The organism is Aeromonas sp. YN13HZO-058 (assembly GCF_001921245.1).
GTDB classification, from domain to species: Bacteria; Pseudomonadota; Gammaproteobacteria; order Enterobacterales; family Aeromonadaceae; genus Aeromonas; species Aeromonas allosaccharophila.
In genome coordinates, this window is the sequence record NZ_MQSY01000017.1 from 75,989 (window position 1) to 94,252 (window position 18,264).

21 protein-coding genes are annotated in these 18,264 nt (G+C 58.1%); 6 read left to right on the forward strand and 15 right to left on the reverse strand.

Annotation, left to right across the window (positions count from 1 at the left end; genetic code table 11):
• Positions 1–93: 93 nt before the first annotated feature.
• Both purT and BSP75_RS03060 read right to left on the reverse strand, forming a co-directional pair.
• On the reverse strand, positions 94–1,272 hold the full coding sequence (gene purT / locus BSP75_RS03055) for a formate-dependent phosphoribosylglycinamide formyltransferase (protein ID WP_075112172.1): 1,179 nt from the start codon (positions 1,270–1,272) through the stop codon (positions 94–96).
• Between the two features lie 85 nt (positions 1,273–1,357).
• The gene (locus BSP75_RS03060) at positions 1,358–2,200 is read right to left on the reverse strand and encodes a DMT family transporter (protein WP_253186605.1); all 843 of its coding nucleotides are present in this window, start codon (positions 2,198–2,200) and stop codon (positions 1,358–1,360) included.
• Positions 2,201–2,474: 274 nt separating this feature from the next.
• On the opposite strand from BSP75_RS03060, the gene BSP75_RS03065 reads away from it, so the two are divergent.
• Positions 2,475–3,062, forward strand: coding sequence for an FMN-dependent NADH-azoreductase (locus BSP75_RS03065; RefSeq protein ID WP_075112174.1), 588 nt, complete (start codon positions 2,475–2,477; stop codon positions 3,060–3,062).
• A 168-nt stretch (positions 3,063–3,230) separates the two neighbouring features.
• Here BSP75_RS03065 and BSP75_RS03070 read toward each other — a convergent pair whose 3' ends face one another.
• The 4 genes from BSP75_RS03070 to BSP75_RS03085 all read right to left on the reverse strand — a co-directional run bounded on the left by BSP75_RS03070 (position 3,231) and on the right by BSP75_RS03085 (position 5,614).
• Positions 3,231–3,410 carry a hypothetical protein gene (locus tag BSP75_RS03070; RefSeq protein WP_075112175.1) on the reverse strand — a complete coding sequence of 60 codons (180 nt, stop codon included), beginning with the start codon at positions 3,408–3,410 and terminating at the stop codon, positions 3,231–3,233.
• A gap of 163 nt (positions 3,411–3,573) precedes the next feature.
• On the reverse strand, positions 3,574–3,762 hold the full coding sequence (locus BSP75_RS03075) for a DUF4250 domain-containing protein (RefSeq protein ID WP_075112176.1): 189 nt from the start codon (positions 3,760–3,762) through the stop codon (positions 3,574–3,576).
• Between the two features lie 2 nt (positions 3,763–3,764).
• Positions 3,765–4,229 carry a MarR family winged helix-turn-helix transcriptional regulator gene (locus tag BSP75_RS03080; protein WP_005336856.1) on the reverse strand — a complete coding sequence of 155 codons (465 nt, stop codon included), beginning with the start codon at positions 4,227–4,229 and terminating at the stop codon, positions 3,765–3,767.
• A 170-nt stretch (positions 4,230–4,399) separates the two neighbouring features.
• On the reverse strand, positions 4,400–5,614 hold the full coding sequence (locus BSP75_RS03085) for a UPF0149 family protein (RefSeq protein ID WP_075112177.1): 1,215 nt from the start codon (positions 5,612–5,614) through the stop codon (positions 4,400–4,402).
• Between the two features lie 232 nt (positions 5,615–5,846).
• Here BSP75_RS03085 and BSP75_RS03090 point away from each other — a divergent pair, with 232 nt between their 5' ends.
• Together BSP75_RS03090 and BSP75_RS03095 are read left to right on the forward strand one after the other, a co-directional pair.
• Positions 5,847–6,707 (forward strand): S1-like domain-containing RNA-binding protein, encoded by an 861-nt coding sequence (locus BSP75_RS03090; RefSeq protein WP_253186604.1) that lies wholly within the window; start codon positions 5,847–5,849, stop codon positions 6,705–6,707.
• Between the two features lies 1 nt (position 6,708).
• Positions 6,709–7,020, forward strand: a complete 312-nt coding sequence (locus BSP75_RS03095) for a DUF1289 domain-containing protein (protein WP_075112179.1) — start codon at positions 6,709–6,711, stop codon at positions 7,018–7,020.
• 55 nt (positions 7,021–7,075) lie between these two features.
• On the opposite strand, the gene BSP75_RS03100 is transcribed toward BSP75_RS03095, so the two are convergent.
• Positions 7,076–7,399 (reverse strand): HI1450 family dsDNA-mimic protein, encoded by a 324-nt coding sequence (locus BSP75_RS03100; protein ID WP_005336851.1) that lies wholly within the window; start codon positions 7,397–7,399, stop codon positions 7,076–7,078.
• 147 nt (positions 7,400–7,546) lie between these two features.
• On the opposite strand from BSP75_RS03100, the gene BSP75_RS22075 reads away from it, so the two are divergent.
• A complete protein-coding gene (locus BSP75_RS22075) occupies positions 7,547–7,675 on the forward strand; it encodes a hypothetical protein (protein WP_019445852.1) in 129 nt (42 codons plus the stop codon).
• A 3-nt stretch (positions 7,676–7,678) separates the two neighbouring features.
• On the opposite strand, the gene mtgA is transcribed toward BSP75_RS22075, so the two are convergent.
• The 5 genes from mtgA to minC form a co-directional block, all read right to left on the reverse strand.
• On the reverse strand, positions 7,679–8,470 hold the full coding sequence (gene mtgA, locus BSP75_RS03105; RefSeq protein WP_075112180.1) for a monofunctional biosynthetic peptidoglycan transglycosylase: 792 nt from the start codon (positions 8,468–8,470) through the stop codon (positions 7,679–7,681).
• Positions 8,455–8,781: an HI1450 family dsDNA-mimic protein gene (locus BSP75_RS03110; RefSeq protein WP_005352317.1), complete on the reverse strand. Its 327-nt coding sequence runs from the start codon at positions 8,779–8,781 to the stop codon at positions 8,455–8,457. Before BSP75_RS03110 ends, mtgA begins: the two co-directional genes overlap by 16 nt.
• A 197-nt stretch (positions 8,782–8,978) precedes the next feature.
• Positions 8,979–9,245 (reverse strand): cell division topological specificity factor MinE, encoded by a 267-nt coding sequence (gene minE, locus BSP75_RS03115; RefSeq protein WP_005336848.1) that lies wholly within the window; start codon positions 9,243–9,245, stop codon positions 8,979–8,981.
• Positions 9,246–9,247: 2 nt separating this feature from the next.
• Entirely contained in the window at positions 9,248–10,060 is an 813-nt protein-coding gene (gene minD / locus BSP75_RS03120) for a septum site-determining protein MinD (RefSeq protein ID WP_005336847.1), read from the reverse strand.
• 18 nt (positions 10,061–10,078) lie between these two features.
• Positions 10,079–10,798: a septum site-determining protein MinC gene (gene minC / locus BSP75_RS03125; protein ID WP_075112181.1), complete on the reverse strand. Its 720-nt coding sequence runs from the start codon at positions 10,796–10,798 to the stop codon at positions 10,079–10,081.
• 107 nt (positions 10,799–10,905) lie between these two features.
• On the opposite strand from minC, the gene BSP75_RS03130 reads away from it, so the two are divergent.
• Entirely contained in the window at positions 10,906–11,184 is a 279-nt protein-coding gene (locus BSP75_RS03130) for a YcgL domain-containing protein (protein WP_005360946.1), read from the forward strand.
• Positions 11,185–12,048: 864 nt separating this feature from the next.
• On the opposite strand, the gene BSP75_RS03135 is transcribed toward BSP75_RS03130, so the two are convergent.
• The 3 genes from BSP75_RS03135 to BSP75_RS03150 all read right to left on the reverse strand — a co-directional run bounded on the left by BSP75_RS03135 (position 12,049) and on the right by BSP75_RS03150 (position 15,517).
• Positions 12,049–13,419, reverse strand: coding sequence for an L-serine ammonia-lyase (locus BSP75_RS03135; protein WP_042062664.1), 1,371 nt, complete (start codon positions 13,417–13,419; stop codon positions 12,049–12,051).
• Positions 13,420–13,694: 275 nt separating this feature from the next.
• Entirely contained in the window at positions 13,695–15,080 is a 1,386-nt protein-coding gene (locus BSP75_RS03145; RefSeq protein WP_042062662.1) for an L-serine ammonia-lyase, read from the reverse strand.
• A 152-nt stretch (positions 15,081–15,232) separates the two neighbouring features.
• Complete coding sequence (locus tag BSP75_RS03150) at positions 15,233–15,517, reverse strand: pyrimidine/purine nucleoside phosphorylase (protein WP_075112183.1); 285 nt, start codon at positions 15,515–15,517, stop codon at positions 15,233–15,235.
• Between the two features lie 269 nt (positions 15,518–15,786).
• On the opposite strand from BSP75_RS03150, the gene BSP75_RS03155 reads away from it, so the two are divergent.
• Positions 15,787–17,028 carry a dicarboxylate/amino acid:cation symporter gene (locus BSP75_RS03155; protein ID WP_075112184.1) on the forward strand — a complete coding sequence of 414 codons (1,242 nt, stop codon included), beginning with the start codon at positions 15,787–15,789 and terminating at the stop codon, positions 17,026–17,028.
• Positions 17,029–18,264 lie beyond the last annotated feature (1,236 nt).

Genomic DNA, 18,264 nt, shown 5'->3' on the forward strand with positions numbered 1-18,264 from the left:
TAAGCCTGACGGGGAAATGCAAAAGGGGCATTACCATGCCCCTTGCGCCCGATCACATCGGCAAACGTTTGTTTTGCTGTGGCAAAAAAGCCCTTAGAACAGTACTTCGACCTTGGCGGCCACGGCTTTGGCGTTTTCCACCGCATCCTGGCAATCATCTGCGCGTGCTAGCGCCACGCCAAGACGGCGGCGACCGGCGATCTCCGGTTTGCCAAACAGCCGCAGCTGGGCGCCCGGCACCAGCGCCAATGCCTCGCCAATCCCCTGATAGCGGATATTCTGGCTGTGCCCTTCGCGCAGCACCACGGCAGAGGCGCTCGGCCCGTACTGGGTGATGGTGCCGACCGGCAGCCCCAGAATGGCGCGTACATGCAGGGCGAACTCGGAGAGATCTTGCGAGATCAGGGTCACCATGCCGGTGTCGTGGGGGCGGGGGGAGACTTCGCTAAACCACACCTCGTCGCCCTTGATAAAGAGCTCGACCCCGAACAGGCCGTAACCACCGAGGGCCTCGACTACCTTGGCCGCCACCTCTTTGGAGCGGGCCAGCGCCAGTTCGCTCATCACTTGTGGCTGCCAGGATTCGCGGTAGTCGCCATCTTCCTGCCGGTGCCCGATCGGCTCGCAGAAGTGAATGCCATCGACGGCGCGTACCGTGAGCAGGGTGATTTCGTACTCGAAGGGAACGAAACCCTCGACGATCACCATGCCACGACCGGCGCGGCCGCCTTCCTGGGCGTAGGTCCAGCTCTCATCCAGCTTGGCGAGATCGCGCAGCACGCTCTGTCCTTTGCCGGATGAACTCATCACAGGTTTCACCACGCAGGGCAGGCCGATGGCCTCAACGGCGGCGACAAACTCCTCCTTGCTCTGGGCAAAGCGGTAGGGGGAGGTGGGCAGACCCAGGGTCTCGGCGGCGAGGCGACGGATCCCTTCCCGGTTCATGGTGAGCTGGGTGGCGCGGGCATTTGGCACTACCTTGACCCCTTCTTGCTCCAGAGCGGCCAGGGTATCGGTGGCGATCGCTTCAATCTCGGGGATGATGAGGTCGGGTTTGACCTCGGCAACCAGGGCACGCAGGGCGTTGCCATCGAGCATGTCCAGCACGTGGGCAGCGTGGGCCACCTGCATGGCGGGGGCATTGGGGTAGCGGTCGGCGGCGATCACTTCGATCCCGAACCGTTGCAACTCGATGGCGACCTCCTTGCCAAGTTCGCCGGAGCCCAGCAGCAGGGCACGGGTGGCGCCGGGGCGGGTTGCGGTTCCAAACATACGATCTCTCCTGATGTCGATGGTCACTGTTGATGGCCGCTATCGCACGAATAGCGGACAAAAAAAGAGGCACGCATGGCGTACCTCAGGAAACGGGTTTGTGAGCGCGCTGCTCCAGATGGGTCAGCAAGGTAATGGCGCCAATGATGATGGCGGCGCCAAGCCACAGACGGCCGGGGGGCGCCCAGCCAAAGACCAGCCAGCCCGCCAGCACGTTCATCGGCAGCTTGGCAAAATCGAAAGGCTGCACGAAGGAGGCCTCCGCCACGCTGTAGGCACGAGCGATGGACATCTGGGCCAGCGCCGTCAGCACGCCGGAGGCGGCTACCAGCAGCCATTGGCTCTCGCTCGGCCACTGCCACTCCGGCAGGGCCAGCATGACGTTGAACGGGGTACTGAAAATAAGCAGGTAGACCACAATGGTGTGGGATGATTCGTTGGCCGCCTGATAGCGCACCATCAGGGAGTAACCGGCCCAGAACAGCGCCGCCGCTACCGGCAGCAGGGAGGCCCAGTTGAACTCGTCGGTCCAGGGGGCGAGGATCACCATGGCGCCAGCAAAGCCCGCCAGGGTTGCCAGAAGTCGGGCGCGGCTCACCTGCTCCTTGAGCAGCAGGGCAGAGCCCAGGGTGGCAAACAGCGGCGAGGTCATCAGCAGGGCGATCCCCTGCCAGATGGGGACGGGGAACGCCAGTGCCCACAGCCAGAGCTGGATGCCGATCACCGCCAGCAGCACCCGCAACAGGTGCAGCCGGAACTGATTGGTCATAAGGGATTGACGTAGGCCGTGACGAATCAGCCATGGCAGCAGGCAGATCAGGGCGATCAGGTATTGATGGAAGGCGACCTGAGTAGAGGCAAGGCCGAGTTTGAAGCTGGCATACTGGCTCAGGCTGTTGACGGCGGCGAAGCAGAGCCCTGCCACCATCATCCAGACTGCACCGGCCAGAGGAGAGTGCCTGCGCGAGGGTATCATGGGATCCGGGTCGCTGGAAAAAAGTGCGGCGGATCATAACGGCAATCGTTTGTTCTGCCAAGGGTTGAAGCGCGGCTGCAGGGTTGGCTGGCGAGGAAGTGGCCTTACATCAAAATTTTTGAACAAGTTGAGCATCTATTTTCGCTATCAGCAAATAAGCACAATGTTTAGAGTGACCTCCATCGACAGCAACGCTGTTCAACCGACAACCAAATGGAGTTTCACCATGGCCAATATCCTCGTACTCAAATCCAGCATCCTGGGTCAATATTCCCAATCCAACGCCCTGATCGACGGCTTCCTGGCTGACCATCAGGATGATGCCGTCACCGTGCGGGATCTGGCAGCCCTCAACCTGCCGGTGCTGGATGGCGAGCTGGCCTCCGGCCTGCGCGGTGGTGACAACCTGAGCGAACGTCAACTGGCGGTGATCGCCCAGTCTGACGAGCTGATCGCTGAACTCAAAGCGAGCGATCTGGTGGTGATTGCGGCCCCCATGTACAACTTCAACATCCCGACCCAGCTGAAAAACTGGATCGATCTGGTGGCGCGCGCCGGTGTCACTTTCCGCTACACCGAGACCGGCCCGGTCGGCATGGTTGAGAATACTCGTGCGCTGGTGATCAGCCCGCGCGGGGGCATGCACGTCGGCAGCGCTACCGATCTGGTGACCCCCTACATGCGCATCCTGCTCGGTTTCATCGGTATCAAAGAGGTGGATTTCATCTACGCCGAAGGGATGGGGATGGGCCCGGATGCCCAGAGTAAGGGGATGGAAGCGGCCAAGGCGCAGCTGGAAACCCTGGCTATCTAAGGGCTCTCTACCCAGTCAGGGGTTTTCTCTTCAAGAGGTTGCCCCGCCAGATACCACAACGCAGCCATCAGGCTGCGTTTGTTTTTTGGCTAGATGTGATTGCGACAGACGTTATTGCTACAGAGGGTATCGCGGCAAGCGGGCCATATAGACGCTCTGGCGGAGTCACTACTCCATCATAAAACGGCGACAACCACGCACCAGCAGCGATGCCACCGCGACCAGCAGGCCAAGCAACAGGGTGGTCAGCCACTGTTCGGTGCTTTGCGGCAATTGGGGCGTGAAGAGGCTGATCATCAACAGGGTGCAGAGCGTGATCAACAGGCTCTGTCGGGGCATCAATATCATGGGGTCATCCTTGGTTTGCTCACCTGAAACGATGTTAATGCCCTCTTATGACAGGGTGATGTATCCGTGCATCTCCCTGTTGGGGCTCTTCAGACCATATCAGGTTTTTACCGCAGAGCCAGCGCCATCACTGGCGCTGTGATCCCGATCCCGCTACCTGTCCTTATCTGAACTGTTTCTGCGCTGGCTGGTAGTGAAAATCGCCGCTGGCGAGCCGTGCTTCCAGTGCCGCCTGCTCGATCTCCTGCGCCTTGCAGAGATCATCCAGATCGTCATAGCGATCACGCAGCTGCATATTGACGACGCTCAGCAACATGTTGATATCCATGGTGGCGAACTTTTTCAAATCCATGATTATTTCTCCCGATCCAGCGATTGCAACTGCTCGATGGCGGCGCTGACGCTGTGCAGATGCTGGCGGATCGCCTCGCGGGATTCGCTCGGCAGATAGTCGGTCAGGGTATGTTGCCAGCTGCCAGCTTCGCTCTTGAGCTGCAGGAAGAGGGCGAGACCGGCATTGGTGAGGGAGACCAGGCTGATGCGTTTGTCCTGCTCGCTGCTCTCGGTGAAGATGATCCCTTTTTCGACCAGACGGCGGATCTCGCGGGAGATGCGCACCTTGTCCATGCCGCTCGCCTCGACCAGCTCTTTCTGGCTGATGGGGTAGTTGGGGCCGAGCACCATCATCAGGCGCCACTGCGGCACGGTCAGCTGGTAACGCTGTTCATAAAACTGTTCGAAGGTATCCCGTAGCATCTCGGCGGCATGTACCAACTGATAGGGCGGGTAGTGAGCGAGTAACGCTATGATTTTTGACATATTACACCCTGCTGTGACGGCTGCATCAGATGCAGTTTCTTTTGATACTTTGACATTGATGATACGAAACTCAAGCTGATTTGTCTGACCCGGTTGCGATGAAATGTGCGGTGGCGCACGCCCTCAAGGAAAAACCGGGTCTGACCGACGGGATTTTAAGCCATCGCTGTTCAGCCTTTACGCAACCAGATGAGGGCGTTCTGCTTGAGCCAGGCCTCGCGGGTGTGCAGGGCGTAGAGTGCGGCCTCGTCACGGCTGCCCGCTTGCCAGCTCTGCGGCTCCTGTTTGGGCAGCTTGCGCTGACCCAGCAGGCAGGCCGGAATGTGCGGGTTGGCCTCGATGGCGACCAGCAGATGGGGCTTGGCTGCCTCGGCACCCTCGGTGGCAAAGACCATCAGCGCCTTGTTGTAGAGCAACCAGCTGGAGGCTTCATCGAAGCGCACCAGCAGAGCGGCCAGCGCCTGCCAATCCCCTTGCAGTGTATAGAGGGTGGAGAGGTTGTAGCGGCAACCCGGTTCATCGGCCACGCAGATGGTCAGCAGTTCCAGATACTCCGCTTTGGCCTCAGCCAGCTTGCCAAGGCGCAGCAGGCAGTCGGCGCGTCCGGCTCTGGCGGCCAGCAGGGGGCGCAGCTCGGGGGCACTCCAGCCGTGACCAGCGACTTGCTGCCAGAAGTCCTCGTCAAACAGCGGGGTGGCATCGGCGATGATCTTCTCGAACCAGCCGAGGCGGGCCTGATGATCGCGGCAGCTGTCGGCCCGCTCGAACCAGCTCTGCCACTGCTGGGCCTGCTCGCCATTGATCGCCACATCGGCGCTGGGGGCGGCCTGATACTGGTCGAGGTTGAGCAGCTGGTTGAGGGCGGTCTTCATGTTCTGGCGCTGGTGTTTGCAGAACTCGACAAAGGGGAGTTCGCTGGCGGCGGCGCTATAGAGCATCTGGGCCATCTGTTTGTCGCGAAACAGGCTCAGCTCGGCGGCCAGACTGAAGCGGTACTGGGTAGTCGGGTCGTTCAAATCCTTCGGCTTGGGCCAGGTGACAAAGCCCTGGCTGAAACCGTAGCACCACTGACCGAGGGGATGGCTCTGCTCGAACACCTGCTCCGGGTTATCGCTGGGCAGGCGGCATTGGCTAGGCAGAGCCAGCTGGGCGTCGTCGGCCTGGGCTTCCAGCTCGGCGATCAGGTGGTTGAGGGCCTCTGCACTCTTCTCATCCAGCTCGGTATCCTGTTCCAGCAAACCAGCCAGCGGACGTTGCCAGTCAGGGCTTGTCGGCCCCACCAGACGGGCACAGAGAAAACCGTGCAGGGCCGGGTAGGTCATGTCTTGCTGGCTGTGGCTCTGGATCCATTGATTGAGCAGGCGGGTACGAGTGGATGGGTTCATCGACAGTTCCTCTGGATTTGAACAGCCGCGAAGTCTACCTAAAAGTGGGGTTATTTGCAGTAAATGGCCGCCTGTTTGGCGATTTAATCACCATTGGCGGGTAAGATAGCGGCGAAAGGGCGGCCCGTGGTGGCTTGGGGACTAGGCCAGATCACCGCTCTTGAGGTAACATGCGCGCCCATAGGGGCCATGGATCAGTTGGCCCATCCGGGTAATGAAAAAAGAGAGCACCATGATACAGATTGGCAAGATGAACACCCTCACCGTCGTTGAACTCGAAGACCGTGGCGCCTGGCTTGCGGCCGATGAATACGGTGAACTGCTGCTGCCCAAGCGTCAACTGCCGGAAGGGGTGAAAGAGGGGGATAGCGTGCAGGTTTTCCTCTATCTGGATGCCGATTGCGAGCCGGTGATCACCACCGACAAGCCATTTGCCATGGTGGACGAATTTGCCGGTCTGAAAGTGGTCAATGCCAACAAGATTGGTGCCTTCCTCGATTGGGGCATGAAAAAAGACTTGTTCGTGCCCAGCCGCGAGCAGAACAAGCCGATGCAGGTGGGCCACGTCTATCTGGTGCGTCTGCAACTGGATAACGAAGGACGCATGGTCGGCACCAGCCGCATCGAGAGTTTCCTGACCCCGGCCGGTAGCCAATTCAAGGTCGGTGACGAAGTGACCGCGCTGCCGGGCGAGCACTCGCCCCTTGGCATCAAGGTGATCGTCAACGGCCAGTATCCTGGCATGCTGTTCAAGAACGAAGTGTTTGGCCGGGTGATGACCGGTCGGCCGCAAACCGCCTGGGTCAAGCAGGTGCGTGAAGATGGCAAGCTGGATCTGACCCTGCAAAAGCCGGGTCTGGCGCGGGTTGATGACGCCGGTGAACGCATTCTGAGCCGGATGAGAAAGCAGGGCGGCAGCCTGGCGGTGGGTGACAAGAGCGAACCCGAGCTCATCTACAAGCTGTTCAGCATGAGCAAGGGCACCTTCAAGAAGGCGATCGGCGGCCTCTACAAGCAGGGCAAGATCGTCATCGAAGATAACGCCATCACTCTGGTGGCCACAGAGACCGACTCGGCAGTGGATAGCGAATAAGATGCCGAGCCCCTGTGTTGGCCTCTGCAAGGCAAAGGATGGGCTTTGCCTTGGCTGTGGCCGCACCCTGACCGAGATCGGCCACTGGTCGGTAATGGAGAGCAAGGCCCAGCTGGCGGTGATGGCCGAGCTGAATGGCTCGAAAAGTACCCACTGCTGCCCGGGTTGTGGTGAACCGGCCTATTGCGCTGTCTCTGCCGGTCAAACCATAGCCCAGTGCTGGTGCAGTCAGTTGCCGGTATTGCCGATGCAGGAGGCCAGCGCCTGCTGGTGCCGCCGCTGTCTGGCCAAGGCCATCGCGGCGCAGGATTAGCAGAGAACAGCAATAAGAGAGCACAGAAACAAGAAAGGCGCCGATGGCGCCTTTTTTATGCCTGCTGCTGGCGATGCCAGCGCACATGCACCTGATCTTCAGTCAGCAGACGGGGCAGCAGGAAGGTGGCGAAGATCACCTCAAACTCATCCTGATGATCCAGCAAACCGACCCACACTTCGACCCAGCGCTCCATATCGACCGGCTCACCCAGCTCGGTCGACCAGTCGGCATTGGGCAGGGTTGCCTCCACGGCGCCACGCTGCTCAAACTCCAGGGTGATGTCGACTATTTGTTCGGGGGCCAGCATATCGGCGGCCTGCTCAAGAAACTGATCATAGGCCCATTCGACCAGCTGATCCGGGGTACGCTGTTCCATGAAATCACTCCAGATACATCGAGGTTCGCTACTGTAACAATTATTGGCAGTGGCGGCCAGACCAGTGCGCCGGGCGTGCCTGACCTGTCCAAGTTGCCATTGGGGGAGTATGGTTAAGGCGCGGATCATCTGGCAGGGAGTGGGGGGATGAAACAGCGGGGACGGCGGCAACAGATCAAGCGACGGCGCGAGGCCTGGTGGTGGCACTATCTGCCGCTTCACCGCGAGACGGTGGGCGGTCATCTGGGCCCACCGGAGAAACCTGATGAGCCCTGAAGATCAGTCGGCCTGATGCACCCGATTGAGGGTGATCTGGCCCAGTTGCCCCATTTGGCGGCGGATCCAGACCGAACGCTTCTGCACATAGGGTGAAGGGGGCTTGACCCGATAACGCCACGGATTGGGCAGGGCGGCGGCCAGCAGGGATGACTCGTAGCGGGTCAATCGGCTGGCCGGTTTGCCAAAATAGGTGCGGGCGGCGGCTTCGGCGCCATAGATGCCGGGGCCGAACTCCACGATATTGAGATAGACCTCGAGAATGCGGGCCTTGTCCCAACCCAGCTCCATCAGCAGGGTAAACCAGGCCTCCAGCCCCTTGCGCAGGAAGCTGCGATCACTCCACATAAAGAGGTTCTTGGCGGTCTGCTGGCTGAGGGTGCTGGCGCCGCGCACCCGTTCGCTGTGCTGGTTGTGCTTGAGGGCCGCGTTGATGGCATCCATGTCAAAGCCGTTGTGCTCGGCAAAGCGCTGATCCTCGGCGGCGATCACCGCCAGTTGCAGCTCCTTGGAGATGGACTCCAGATCCACCCACTCATGGCGCACCTGGGTGATTTTGGCGGGCGGAAATAGAGCCCGCTCGATACGCCAGCTCCACATCGGCGGATCAATAAAACGCAGCAAGGCGACCGAGCCGACCGAGCAGAGCAGCCCGGCCAGCGCGATCTTGCCTGCCCACCTCAACACGCGGCGCCCAAACGATGCAGATGGGCGCTCGGGGGCCACGGCGTCAGGGTCTGACGCCCACTGATAGTGGCTGGGATCATCGGGATCCGGAATTATTGGGGCAGCCATTCGATGTGGCAGAACTTCTCGTCAACACGGCGGGAGAGCAGCATGCGGGCAAACAGGTGCTCATACTCTTGTTCTTCGTTGCCAAGGCCGACCCAGATCTCGGCATAGTCGGTGTCGCTCACCGCAAAACCCACGTCCGCCTCCCAGTCATCGGCCGGATCGGTTTCGGCCAGCAGGCCGCGATCGTTGAACTCCTGATTGAAGCGGGCGATCTCCTGCTCCGGCAGGTTGTCAGAGGCCAGCTCCATAAAGAGTTCGAGGGCGGTATCGAGCAGTTCCTCGACGCTGTGCATTTCGTCATTCATCGACATAAGCGGTCTGTTCCAGAAAAGAGAAAAAGGTGCCATCGCAGATCACAGCCTGCGGGGCGGCGCTATTCTAGCGGTCGGCAGACCCCTTGGCGAGATGAGGCGAGCCGCTGTGGCCTGTTTTTGTGCCAATAAAAAACCGGATCCAGTGACAGGATCCGGTCTTCATTGGGGGAAGGGGTCACGCATAGGGCGTCAGCTCATCCCTTCTTGTCATCGGCGAAGGTGATGTTGAGCTCCAGTACCGACAGCTCATCACTCTTCTGATCCAGTTGGACGGTTATCTTCTCCGGATCAATGTTGACGTATTTGCGGATCACATCGAGGATATCCTGCTTGAGCTGGGGCAGGTAATCCGGCCCCCCTCTGGATGAACGCTCGTGAGCAACAATGATCTGCAACCGCTCTTTGGCCAGTTGTGCGGTGTTCTGTTTCTTGTTGGAACGAAAATAATCCAATAATGACATGTTTAACTCCCGAACAGTCGGCTAAAGAAGCCCTTCTTCTCTTCTTCCAGAAAACGAAATTCCTTGGCATCGCCCAGCAGGCGGGACACCGCATCTTCGTAGGCCTGACCGGCATCGGACTCCTTGTCCAGAATAACCGGTTCGCCGGAGTTGGAGGCGCGCAGCACCGCCTGGGACTCCGGGATCACCCCGAGCAGCGGGATGGCCAGGATCTCCTGCACATCCTGCACGCTCAGCATGTCGCCGCGGTTGACGCGGGTCGGGCAGTAGCGGGTCAGCAGCAGGTGCTCCTTGATGGGGTCTTCGCCACGCTCGGCGCGGCGGGACTTGGAGGCCAGGATGCCAAGGATGCGGTCGGAGTCACGCACGGAAGAGACTTCCGGGTTGGTGGTGACGATCGCTTCGTCGGCAAAATAGAGCGCCATCAGCGCGCCCGCCTCGATCCCCGCCGGGGAGTCGCAGACGATGTAATCGAACTTCATCTCTGCCAGCTGATCCAGGATCTTCTCAACCCCCTCACGGGTGAGGGCATCTTTGTCCCGGGTCTGGGAGGCGGGCAGGATAAACAGATTTTCCGAGCGTTTGTCCTTGATCAGCGCCTGATTGAGGTTTGCTTCCCCATTGATGACGTTGACGAAGTCATACACCACGCGCCGCTCGCAGCCCATGATGAGATCCAGGTTTCTCAGACCGATGTCAAAGTCAATGACCACTGTCTTGTGACCACGCTGGGCTAAGCCGGTGCTCAGGGCCGCACTGGTTGTGGTCTTGCCAACGCCACCTTTACCCGATGTAACGACTATGATTCGCGCCATTCTCGCTTCCTTGTAACTCTATTTGATACGGTCTATTCGGAGTTGTTCGTTGTCCAGCCGGACGTGTACCGGTTGCTGGATCAGGCCTGCCGGCAATGCATCGCTCAGCTGGAATGTGCCCGCGATGGAGAGCAGCTCGGCCTGTAATTGCTGGCAATAGATCCGGGCCTGGGTGTTGCCCCGGGCACCGGCAATGGCTCTGCCACGCAGGGTGCCATAAATATGAATGCTGTCATCGGCGAGCACTTCAGCTCCCGGACTGACGGACCCCAGCACCACCAACGAGGTGCCGGCGGCATAAATCTGCTGGCCGGAACGAACCGGTCCCACATGTACCTTGCTCGGGATCAAGGGGGCGGGTTCGGGCTCGGGAACCACCTCAGGGGCGACTGGCGCGGGGGCCGGCTCGGGTTCCGGTTCGCTCTTGCGACTCTTGCCCGAGGCCATCACGGCCAGTCCCACCGCCTTGGCGGCCGTCTTCATCTCTTCGCTGCGCGCACCCGTGATGCCGACCAGCACAAATTCTTCGGACTCCACCAGCTCCTTGAGCTGTTCGAAATCGGGAATATGTTCCAGTCGGGAAACATTGATCACCAGCGGCGCACAATTAAAAAAGTAGGGTGCCTGGGCCACTTTTTCGGCCAACAACTGACGTATCCGCTCAGGCTCGCCATCGCTGATATGCAACACAGAAATAGTGAAGGTGGTCCCTTTCAATTCGTTATCGCGCTCAACCATGAATCTTCCCCGAGGCAGAGATGCTAATCCGTTATTGTTATTCAATTCCTGATGTTATAGTTTGCCCCCATCAGAGGCAATAAACTCGTCGGATTATATCAATTTCCATGTTGTGTGCAGTCTATAAAAGTCGCAAAAAAGCCGAGACCTACCTTTTTGTTGAAAAAAGAGAGGATTTCTCCCGTGTTCCCGAGCCATTGCTGAGCGCATTCGGGCGTCCCGAGCTGGTGCTGATGACCAAGCTGGACCCGGCCAAGCCCTTGGGGCTGGCTGATGTAGGCAAGGTGATGGCCGCGCTGACCAACCAGGGGTTCTACCTGCAGGTGCCGCCGCCTCCCGAGAATTTGCTGGAACAGCACAAGGCCAGCCTGAAAAAACCATCCTGAATATCCAGCCCCGTGGTGTGTTCTGCCCAGCGGGGCTAATTCTTTGTGACTGTGCATGACGCATTCCTAGCCCGGTGAGGTGGTTGGCGATAATCCCGTGACAGGGACTGGCCAAATTAAACCCTCCCTTTGGTGATATTCACTTTTCGCTGTTTAAATAGAAAGTCAATCTACCCTCAACACCATATCGTCAACCTTTGCTGGCGCTCACAAAAATAGCGAGCGGCGCATACTCATATCCGCCATTTCAACGGCTATTGGCTCATTCATCGATTATTTTCAGCTCCTTCCTTGGGATCTCTTTTTGACCTCTACGGCGCGGTGAGTTGTCCATAAAATGGGGCGCAAAAAGGGGCGATGATAACTGCGCTAAACCAGGTTTGTGCGATGATTTGTGGCCGAAACGATGAGCTAACCCCCTGTTTGTGCTCTGGATTGTTTGCCCATATTGAGCAGGCTATTCTGCATTCGCTATACAACTGGCAATCAGCGCAGTGGGCGCCGGAGGATAATCCGCGAGCGTGAGCGGTAACCACATCTTGCCAAACAAAGGGATGCCAAAGGGGCGGATATAGGGTTGCGGGGTCATCCCGATATGGGTCAGTTGGCAAACGGTGGCGGGGGAAATAGCGGGTAAATGTTTTTGGCAGGGGCAGAACGCCGCTTTCAATGCAGTGGAATGCTGTAATCAAGGCATGCCATCAGAGAGGCATTCAGACAAGGCAACCAGCCACGCGGTGGCGTAGTTGGGTCGTGTCAGCGATGCCGTGTCGTGCAATGGTCGGTATCAGGTGCCTTGGCATTTATTTCGGGCAATAAAAAAGGCGGGATATCCCGCCTTTGTTCAGATGAGGGTAACAACCCTTATTCGCAAGCAACCTGCATCACCTTGATGGCCAGACCACCACGGGAAGTTTCACGGTACTTGGAGTCCATGTCCTTGCCGGTGATGTACATGGTCTCGATCACCTTGTCTAGGGAGACGCGCGGCTGGGAGGTACGACGCAGGGCCATACGGGAGGCGTTGACCGCCTTCATGGCTGCGATAGCGTTACGCTCGATGCAAGGCACTTGTACCTGACCGGCAACCGGATCACAGGTCAGACCCAGGTTGTGCTCCATGCCGATTTCGGCGGCTTCACAGACGTGCTCCGGGCTACCGCCCATCAGCTCGGTCAGACCGGCAGCGGCCATGGAGCAGGAGACACCCACTTCACCCTGACAGCCCACTTCGGCGCCGGAGATGGAGGCGTTCATCTTGTAGAGGATGCCGACGGCACCGGCAGCCAGATAGAAACGGGTGTACTCATCGCGGCCAACCGGCTGGATGAACTTGTCATAGTAGGCCAGGACGGCCGGGATGATACCGGCAGCACCGTTGGTCGGGGCGGTGACCACGCGGCCACCGGCAGCGTTCTCTTCACTGACCGCCAGGGCGAACATGTTGACCCAGTCAACGATGTTCATCGGGTCGTTGGAGAGGTTCTCGTTGGTGTTGAGCTGGCGGTAGAGCGGCGCCGCACGACGGGGTACGCGCAGCGGGCCGGCCAAGACACCTTCGGTGCGGCAGCCGCGCTCGATACCTTCGCGCATGGTGTTCCAGATCTTGCCGAACTTCTTGTAGATCTCTTCCGGGGTGTTGAAGCACTTCTCGTTCTCCAGCATCAGGGCGGAGATGGAGAGACCGGTCTGGCTGCAGTGGGCAACCAGTTCAGCTGCGCTCTTGAACGGATAGCGGACGGACATGTCGCCGCTGTCAGCCTTGCCGAAGTTCTCTTCGTCAACGATGAAGCCACCACCGATGGAGTAGTAGGTCTTGCTGTAAACCACTTCGTCTTCGATCAGGGCGCTCAACTTCATGCCGTTTTCGTGCAGCGGCAGGGCTTCGTCATGGAATACCATGGCATCACGCGGGAAGCTCACGGTGTGGCAGTGCAGGCCGATTGGCAGGCGCTCGGTCTGTTCAACACGGGAGATAAACTCGGGGATCGCATCGATATCGACATTTTCCGGCAGGTTGCCGGCCAGGCCCATGATGATGGCGGTGTCGGTATGGTGGCCTTTGCCAGTCCAGGAGAGGGAGCCGTAGACATCGACATTGATCCGGGTTACATCGCGGATCTTGCCGCCCGCGCGCAGCTCGTCAACAAACTGTTTGGCCGCTTTCATCGGGCCAACAGTGTGGGAAGAAGAGGGGCCTACACCGATTTTGAAGATATCAAAAACGCTGATCATGTCACTATTACCTCAGGGTAGAAGGGGGCGGCATGCCCACTCACAGAAATTTGGGAGATCCATGGGACGCGCTTGTCAGCGCAGGTCACAGAACCAGATAACCGTAGTGTAACGGCTCCAGACCTAAAAAAAGTTGAAATAGATCTATTTTTGTTGAATCTGAGGCGCGAGTATAAAATTTATTTTTGTGCTTATCCATTTTGTTAAGCGTTTGCCCATAAAAATACCCGGCGATGCCGGGTATTTCGGAACCAAATGGAGTCATTTGCCATTTTTTAACATTCGGTAATGTTAACGGCGAGGCCGCCACGGGCCGTCTCCTTGTATTTGGTCTTCATATCGTTGCCGGTCTCCCACATGGTCTTGATCACCTTGTCCAGCGACACCTTGTGCTCGCCGGTGCCGCGCAGGGCGAGGCGGGCGGCATTGATCGCCTTGACCGCTCCCATGGCGTTGCGCTCGATGCAGGGTACCTGCACCAGCCCGCCGATGGGGTCGCAGGTGAGCCCGAGATTGTGCTCCATGCCGATCTCGGCGGCGTTCTCCACCATGGCCGGGCTGCCACCCAGCAGTTCGGTCAGCGCCCCGGCGGCCATGGAGCAAGCGACACCCACTTCCCCCTGACAACCCACTTCGGCCCCGGAGAGGGAGGCGTTCTTCTTATATAAGATGCCGATGGCGGCGGCGGTGAGGAAGTAGCGCACCAGCGTCTCATCATCCACTTTGTGAACGAAGCGATCGTAGTAGTGCAGCACGGCGGGGATGATGCCCGCGGCGCCATTGGTGGGGGCGGTTACCACCCGGCCACCGGCGGCGTTCTCTTCGTTGACGGCCAGCGCAAACAGGTCGACCCACTCCATCACCATCAGCGGATCCTTGTTGAAGTTGGTCTCGCAGCTGAGTTGGCGGAACAACCCCGGGGCGCGGCGCCGCACCTTGAGGCCGCCTGGCAGCACCCCTTCGCTCTTGCAGCCCCGCTCGACGCAGCCCTGCATCGCCTGCCAGATCTTGCGCAGTCCCGCTTTTATCTGCTCATCGCTGCGAAAGACCCGCTCGTTGGCGAGGATCAGCCCCGAGATGGAGAGGCCGCTCTCCTGACAGTGGGCCAGCAACTGGGCGCCGCTATCGAACGGGTAGGGGACCGGATGTTCGGCATCCGATTTGGCGGCTTCCTCCTTGGCGGTGGCAAAGTGGCTCTCTTCGATGATGAAGCCCCCGCCGATGGAGTAGTAGGTCTGACTAAACAGCAGGGCGTTGTCGGCGGCAAAGGCGCGCAGGGTCATGCCATTGGTGTGGGCTGGCAGGGTCTTGCGGCGATTGAAAATGATGGCGCCGCTGCGGGGGAAGTGACTTGGCTGCTCGCCAGCCAGCAGCAGGCTCTGCGCTTGGTCTATCTGGGCCAGCAGATCCGGAATGGCATCGATATCGACCGATTCGGGTTCAAAGCCAGACAGTCCCAGCATGATCGCCTTGCCGGTGCCGTGCCCTTTGCCGGTCTGGCCGAGCGAACCGTAACACTCTACTTCGACCCGCATGACGTGCGGCAGATGGCCTTGCAGCTTGAGCTGCTGGACGAAGGCATAGGAGGCACGCATGGGGCCGACAGTATGGGAAGAGGAGGGGCCAATCCCGATGGAAAACAGGTCAAACACGCTGATCATGACATCAATCCGGTGATGGTTTATGTCTGTTTATTCTAGGATTTTTGCCGTGGATGGAAAGTGGGGATGTGCGGTGCTGTGACATGGACACAGATAAAGGGCAGGCGGTTGCCCAAGAAGGTTGAAGGGGAAGACCCCTTCAACCGGCCGGATCAGTCGAGAAATTCGCACAGATAGGCGGTGGGGGTTTTCACTGCCAGCTTGAAGGAGGAGTGACCCGCGACCAGGAAGGATTCACCCTGATTGTAGGTGTGCCACTCATCTTCATCGGCCAGCTGGATGGTGAGGGCGCCCTTGATCACCGTCATCCGTTCGGGGGCGGCGGTGTTGAACAGGTAGTCACCGCTGTTCATCACCCCGACGGTCGATTTCTCGCCTTTTTGTTCGAAACCGATGGATTTTACATTTCCGTCGAAATACTCGTTAACTTTCAGCATCTTTACATCCCTGTGTGTACGTTTGTGCAGCCAAGCTAGCACAATCTTTTGCCAGTTGTCATGGGGGATGAGGTAAAAATCGCCGAGACCGCTTTGAATCTTTACTTTTTAGCAAACTTATTAATAGTTAAGGTTAACGATTTGCTGATTTAAAACAGCTATTAAATGTGAGATAACACGCGCAAACAGGGGAATGGGCAGCTGCTCATTCCCCTGTTTGGTTAATTGCACTGGGAAAGTGTGAATTTTGCTACATAAAGGAACATATTGTGTTAACTAAAGGGCTCATTAAAAACATCGGCTTCCAGGTTGTGGTGGCCATGGTACTGGGCGCAGTGGTCGGCGCGTTCATGGGTGAACAAGCCACCGTGTTTGCACCGCTTGGTACCCTGTTTATCCAGTTGATCAAGATGCTGGTGATCCCGCTGGTGGCGGTTGCCATCCTCTCCGGCGCCGCCAATCTGGGCGCCAGCCCGGCAGCGGGCAAGATCGGCGCAGCGACGCTGGCCTTCTTCCTGATTACCTCTGCGTTGGCCGTGCTGCTGGCGCTGGTGATGGGGCAAATCTTCAAACCGGGTGTCGGGGTTGATTTCGCTTCCGTCGCCTCCATGTTTGGCGGTGACTACGCCGATAAAGGGGCGCTGCCGGATGCGGTTGCCACCCTGCTTGGCATGATCCCCACCAACGTGTTCCAGTCGCTCAACGAGGCAAACATCCTGCAGATCCTGGTGTTCTGCATGTTCCTCGGCATTGCGCTGGCCAAACAGCCGCGCGAGCGGGCCAAGCCGCTGGTCGATGGGCTCAATACCCTGGTGGATGCCTTCGTCTGGATGATCAACAAGGTGATGATCATCGCGCCGCTCGGGGTGTTCGGTCTGATGGCAGAAGCCATCGGTACTTATGGCTTCGACGTGCTGACCCTGGTGCTCAAGCTGTTCGTGGTCTATGTGGCCGCCATCCTGATCTTCGGCTTTGTGGTCTATCCGCTGCTGGTCGTGATGTTCTCCAACACGCCGGTACGCAAGTACTTCTCGGCCATGAAGAAGCCGCAGATCGTGGCCTTCTCCACCGCCTCTTCCATGGCGACCCTGCCGGTCAATATGGAGACCTGCGAGCATGATCTGAAAGTGACCAACGCGACCGCTTCCTTCGTGCTGCCGCTGGGGGCCACCATCAACATGAGCGGCAACGCCATCTATTACGGTCTGGTCGCCATCTTCTTCGCTCAGGTTTACAACATCGATCTGAGTGTCGGTGCCTGGGCGGCCATCATCGTGACCTCCACCCTGGGGGCGATCGGTCAGGCCGGTGTACCGGGCCCAAGCTTCCTGGTTGTGGCCGTGCTGCTGGCAGCCGGGATCCCCATCGAAGGGTTGCCGCTGCTGTTTGCGCTGGATCGTCTGTTCGACATGATCCGCACCTCCCTCAATATCACCGGCGATGCGGCCTGTGCTGTCATTGTTGACAGCTTCAGCCCGGAATATGACCCAGAGCGTTGGAACAAGGCATAACAGCTTTGAGTTGAACTAAAGCAGCGCTGAGCTAAAACAGCCCCGAGCTGAAACTGCGTAACGCGAGCCCCTGCCATGATGGCGGGGGCTTTTTTATATCTGCCGGACAGATATCAGAGAAAAGGAGTGCACAAGAGGTTGCTGACGAATTTTGCTGTGTTGAATGGAGAGCACAGGAGGGGAAAACAACTGTCGTGGGCATGGGCCTTGTGACGGATGGCTGCCTGTTGTGGCTGCCGGGGCAGGGGGTTGTCAAATGGCGGGTAACAAAAAGGGGAGCTTGGCTCCCCTCGGATATGATCTGCTGCTGGTTCGACTCCATCAGGCCAAACAGAGTGTGGTTAAACCATCCTGGTTACACCCTTGTGGCGAAAGAAGCAGCGTCAACGTGATGAAATCATATCTATGTTGACCATCTCGGCATTGTCACTGAAAAGCGCCAGTTGGTGGCGATTAAACAGACATGCCAGATAAGGTCAGTCCGGATTGATGCCTCTCTATCCGGCTCAGAACTGTGACAGTGAGGGCAGAGAGACAGCAACCAAGGTGAAAAACACCGTGAAAACGGCAGTAACGACAAACTCTTTCATTTTTCTCTCCCCAGGTTGTTGGTTGATGTTGTCAAGATACCATAATAGGGGGTTAAAACAAGAGTAAAATTGATAAAATGGCGCCTTTGAGCGTCAGCGAGGTCGAGGTGGTCATTTTTGACATGTTGCGCTGATTTTATCGCCCGTTGCGACGTTTGACCCATCGAAGATCCATTTGTTTTCATTATTTTGTTTAAATTCAATGCTTTATTGTTTTTCTTATTTATTTTTAGGTGGGTTTTATATGGGGCTTAAATGGAGTTTTATAAGTTATCCCCCTCGTAACTGCGTCATGAAGGCCATCAAAAGTGCATCTGGTTATGATTTGAAGATATCTGACGTAGATAGCTCATCCAAAAAAAGTTGGTGGATGAAATCTGGTTGCCAACCCTTGTCGCACCATGACTTTATCAGGCAGATGTCTCCGTGTTTTTACAGCAACCCTCCGTTTTACAGGGGGGCGAGCCATGGATTGGGGGGATACGGATTGGCAGTTGGCTGTTTTATCAGCGCCAATTGCACCGGCCGGTGGACGAATAGACAAGGTGGCAGCAAGGCTTAGGTGTGCATTAAGCCAGAGGCTTACTCTGTGGCTGGTCTGGCTGGTCTGGCTGGTCTGGCTGGTCTCGAACCGCGTTCTGTGTGG

What these genes read in the sequence shown, in the direction of transcription:
- mtgA (WP_075112180.1), bottom strand. Translation starts at nt 8,470, where the DNA reads ATGGCTGCCCCAATAATTCCGGATCCCGATGATCCCAGCCACTATCAG.
- BSP75_RS03065 (WP_075112174.1), top strand. Translation starts at nt 2,475, where the DNA reads ATGGCCAATATCCTCGTACTCAAATCCAGCATCCTGGGTCAATATTCC.
- BSP75_RS03060 (WP_253186605.1), bottom strand. Translation starts at nt 2,200, where the DNA reads ATGGTGGCAGGGCTCTGCTTCGCCGCCGTCAACAGCCTGAGCCAGTAT.
- BSP75_RS03135 (WP_042062664.1), bottom strand. Translation starts at nt 13,419, where the DNA reads ATGATCAGCGTTTTTGATATCTTCAAAATCGGTGTAGGCCCCTCTTCT.
- BSP75_RS03090 (WP_253186604.1), top strand. Translation starts at nt 5,847, where the DNA reads ATGATACAGATTGGCAAGATGAACACCCTCACCGTCGTTGAACTCGAA.
- BSP75_RS22075 (WP_019445852.1), top strand. Translation starts at nt 7,547, where the DNA reads ATGAAACAGCGGGGACGGCGGCAACAGATCAAGCGACGGCGCGAGGCC.
- minC (WP_075112181.1), bottom strand. Translation starts at nt 10,798, where the DNA reads ATGGTTGAGCGCGATAACGAATTGAAAGGGACCACCTTCACTATTTCT.
- BSP75_RS03130 (WP_005360946.1), top strand. Translation starts at nt 10,906, where the DNA reads ATGTTGTGTGCAGTCTATAAAAGTCGCAAAAAAGCCGAGACCTACCTT.
- BSP75_RS03085 (WP_075112177.1), bottom strand. Translation starts at nt 5,614, where the DNA reads ATGAACCCATCCACTCGTACCCGCCTGCTCAATCAATGGATCCAGAGC.
- BSP75_RS03110 (WP_005352317.1), bottom strand. Translation starts at nt 8,781, where the DNA reads ATGTCGATGAATGACGAAATGCACAGCGTCGAGGAACTGCTCGATACC.
- purT (WP_075112172.1), bottom strand. Translation starts at nt 1,272, where the DNA reads ATGTTTGGAACCGCAACCCGCCCCGGCGCCACCCGTGCCCTGCTGCTG.
- BSP75_RS03075 (WP_075112176.1), bottom strand. Translation starts at nt 3,762, where the DNA reads ATGGATTTGAAAAAGTTCGCCACCATGGATATCAACATGTTGCTGAGC.
- BSP75_RS03095 (WP_075112179.1), top strand. Translation starts at nt 6,709, where the DNA reads ATGCCGAGCCCCTGTGTTGGCCTCTGCAAGGCAAAGGATGGGCTTTGC.
- BSP75_RS03145 (WP_042062662.1), bottom strand. Translation starts at nt 15,080, where the DNA reads ATGATCAGCGTGTTTGACCTGTTTTCCATCGGGATTGGCCCCTCCTCT.
- BSP75_RS03100 (WP_005336851.1), bottom strand. Translation starts at nt 7,399, where the DNA reads ATGGAACAGCGTACCCCGGATCAGCTGGTCGAATGGGCCTATGATCAG.
- BSP75_RS03080 (WP_005336856.1), bottom strand. Translation starts at nt 4,229, where the DNA reads ATGTCAAAAATCATAGCGTTACTCGCTCACTACCCGCCCTATCAGTTG.
- BSP75_RS03150 (WP_075112183.1), bottom strand. Translation starts at nt 15,517, where the DNA reads ATGCTGAAAGTTAACGAGTATTTCGACGGAAATGTAAAATCCATCGGT.
- BSP75_RS03070 (WP_075112175.1), bottom strand. Translation starts at nt 3,410, where the DNA reads ATGATATTGATGCCCCGACAGAGCCTGTTGATCACGCTCTGCACCCTG.
- minD (WP_005336847.1), bottom strand. Translation starts at nt 10,060, where the DNA reads ATGGCGCGAATCATAGTCGTTACATCGGGTAAAGGTGGCGTTGGCAAG.
- minE (WP_005336848.1), bottom strand. Translation starts at nt 9,245, where the DNA reads ATGTCATTATTGGATTATTTTCGTTCCAACAAGAAACAGAACACCGCA.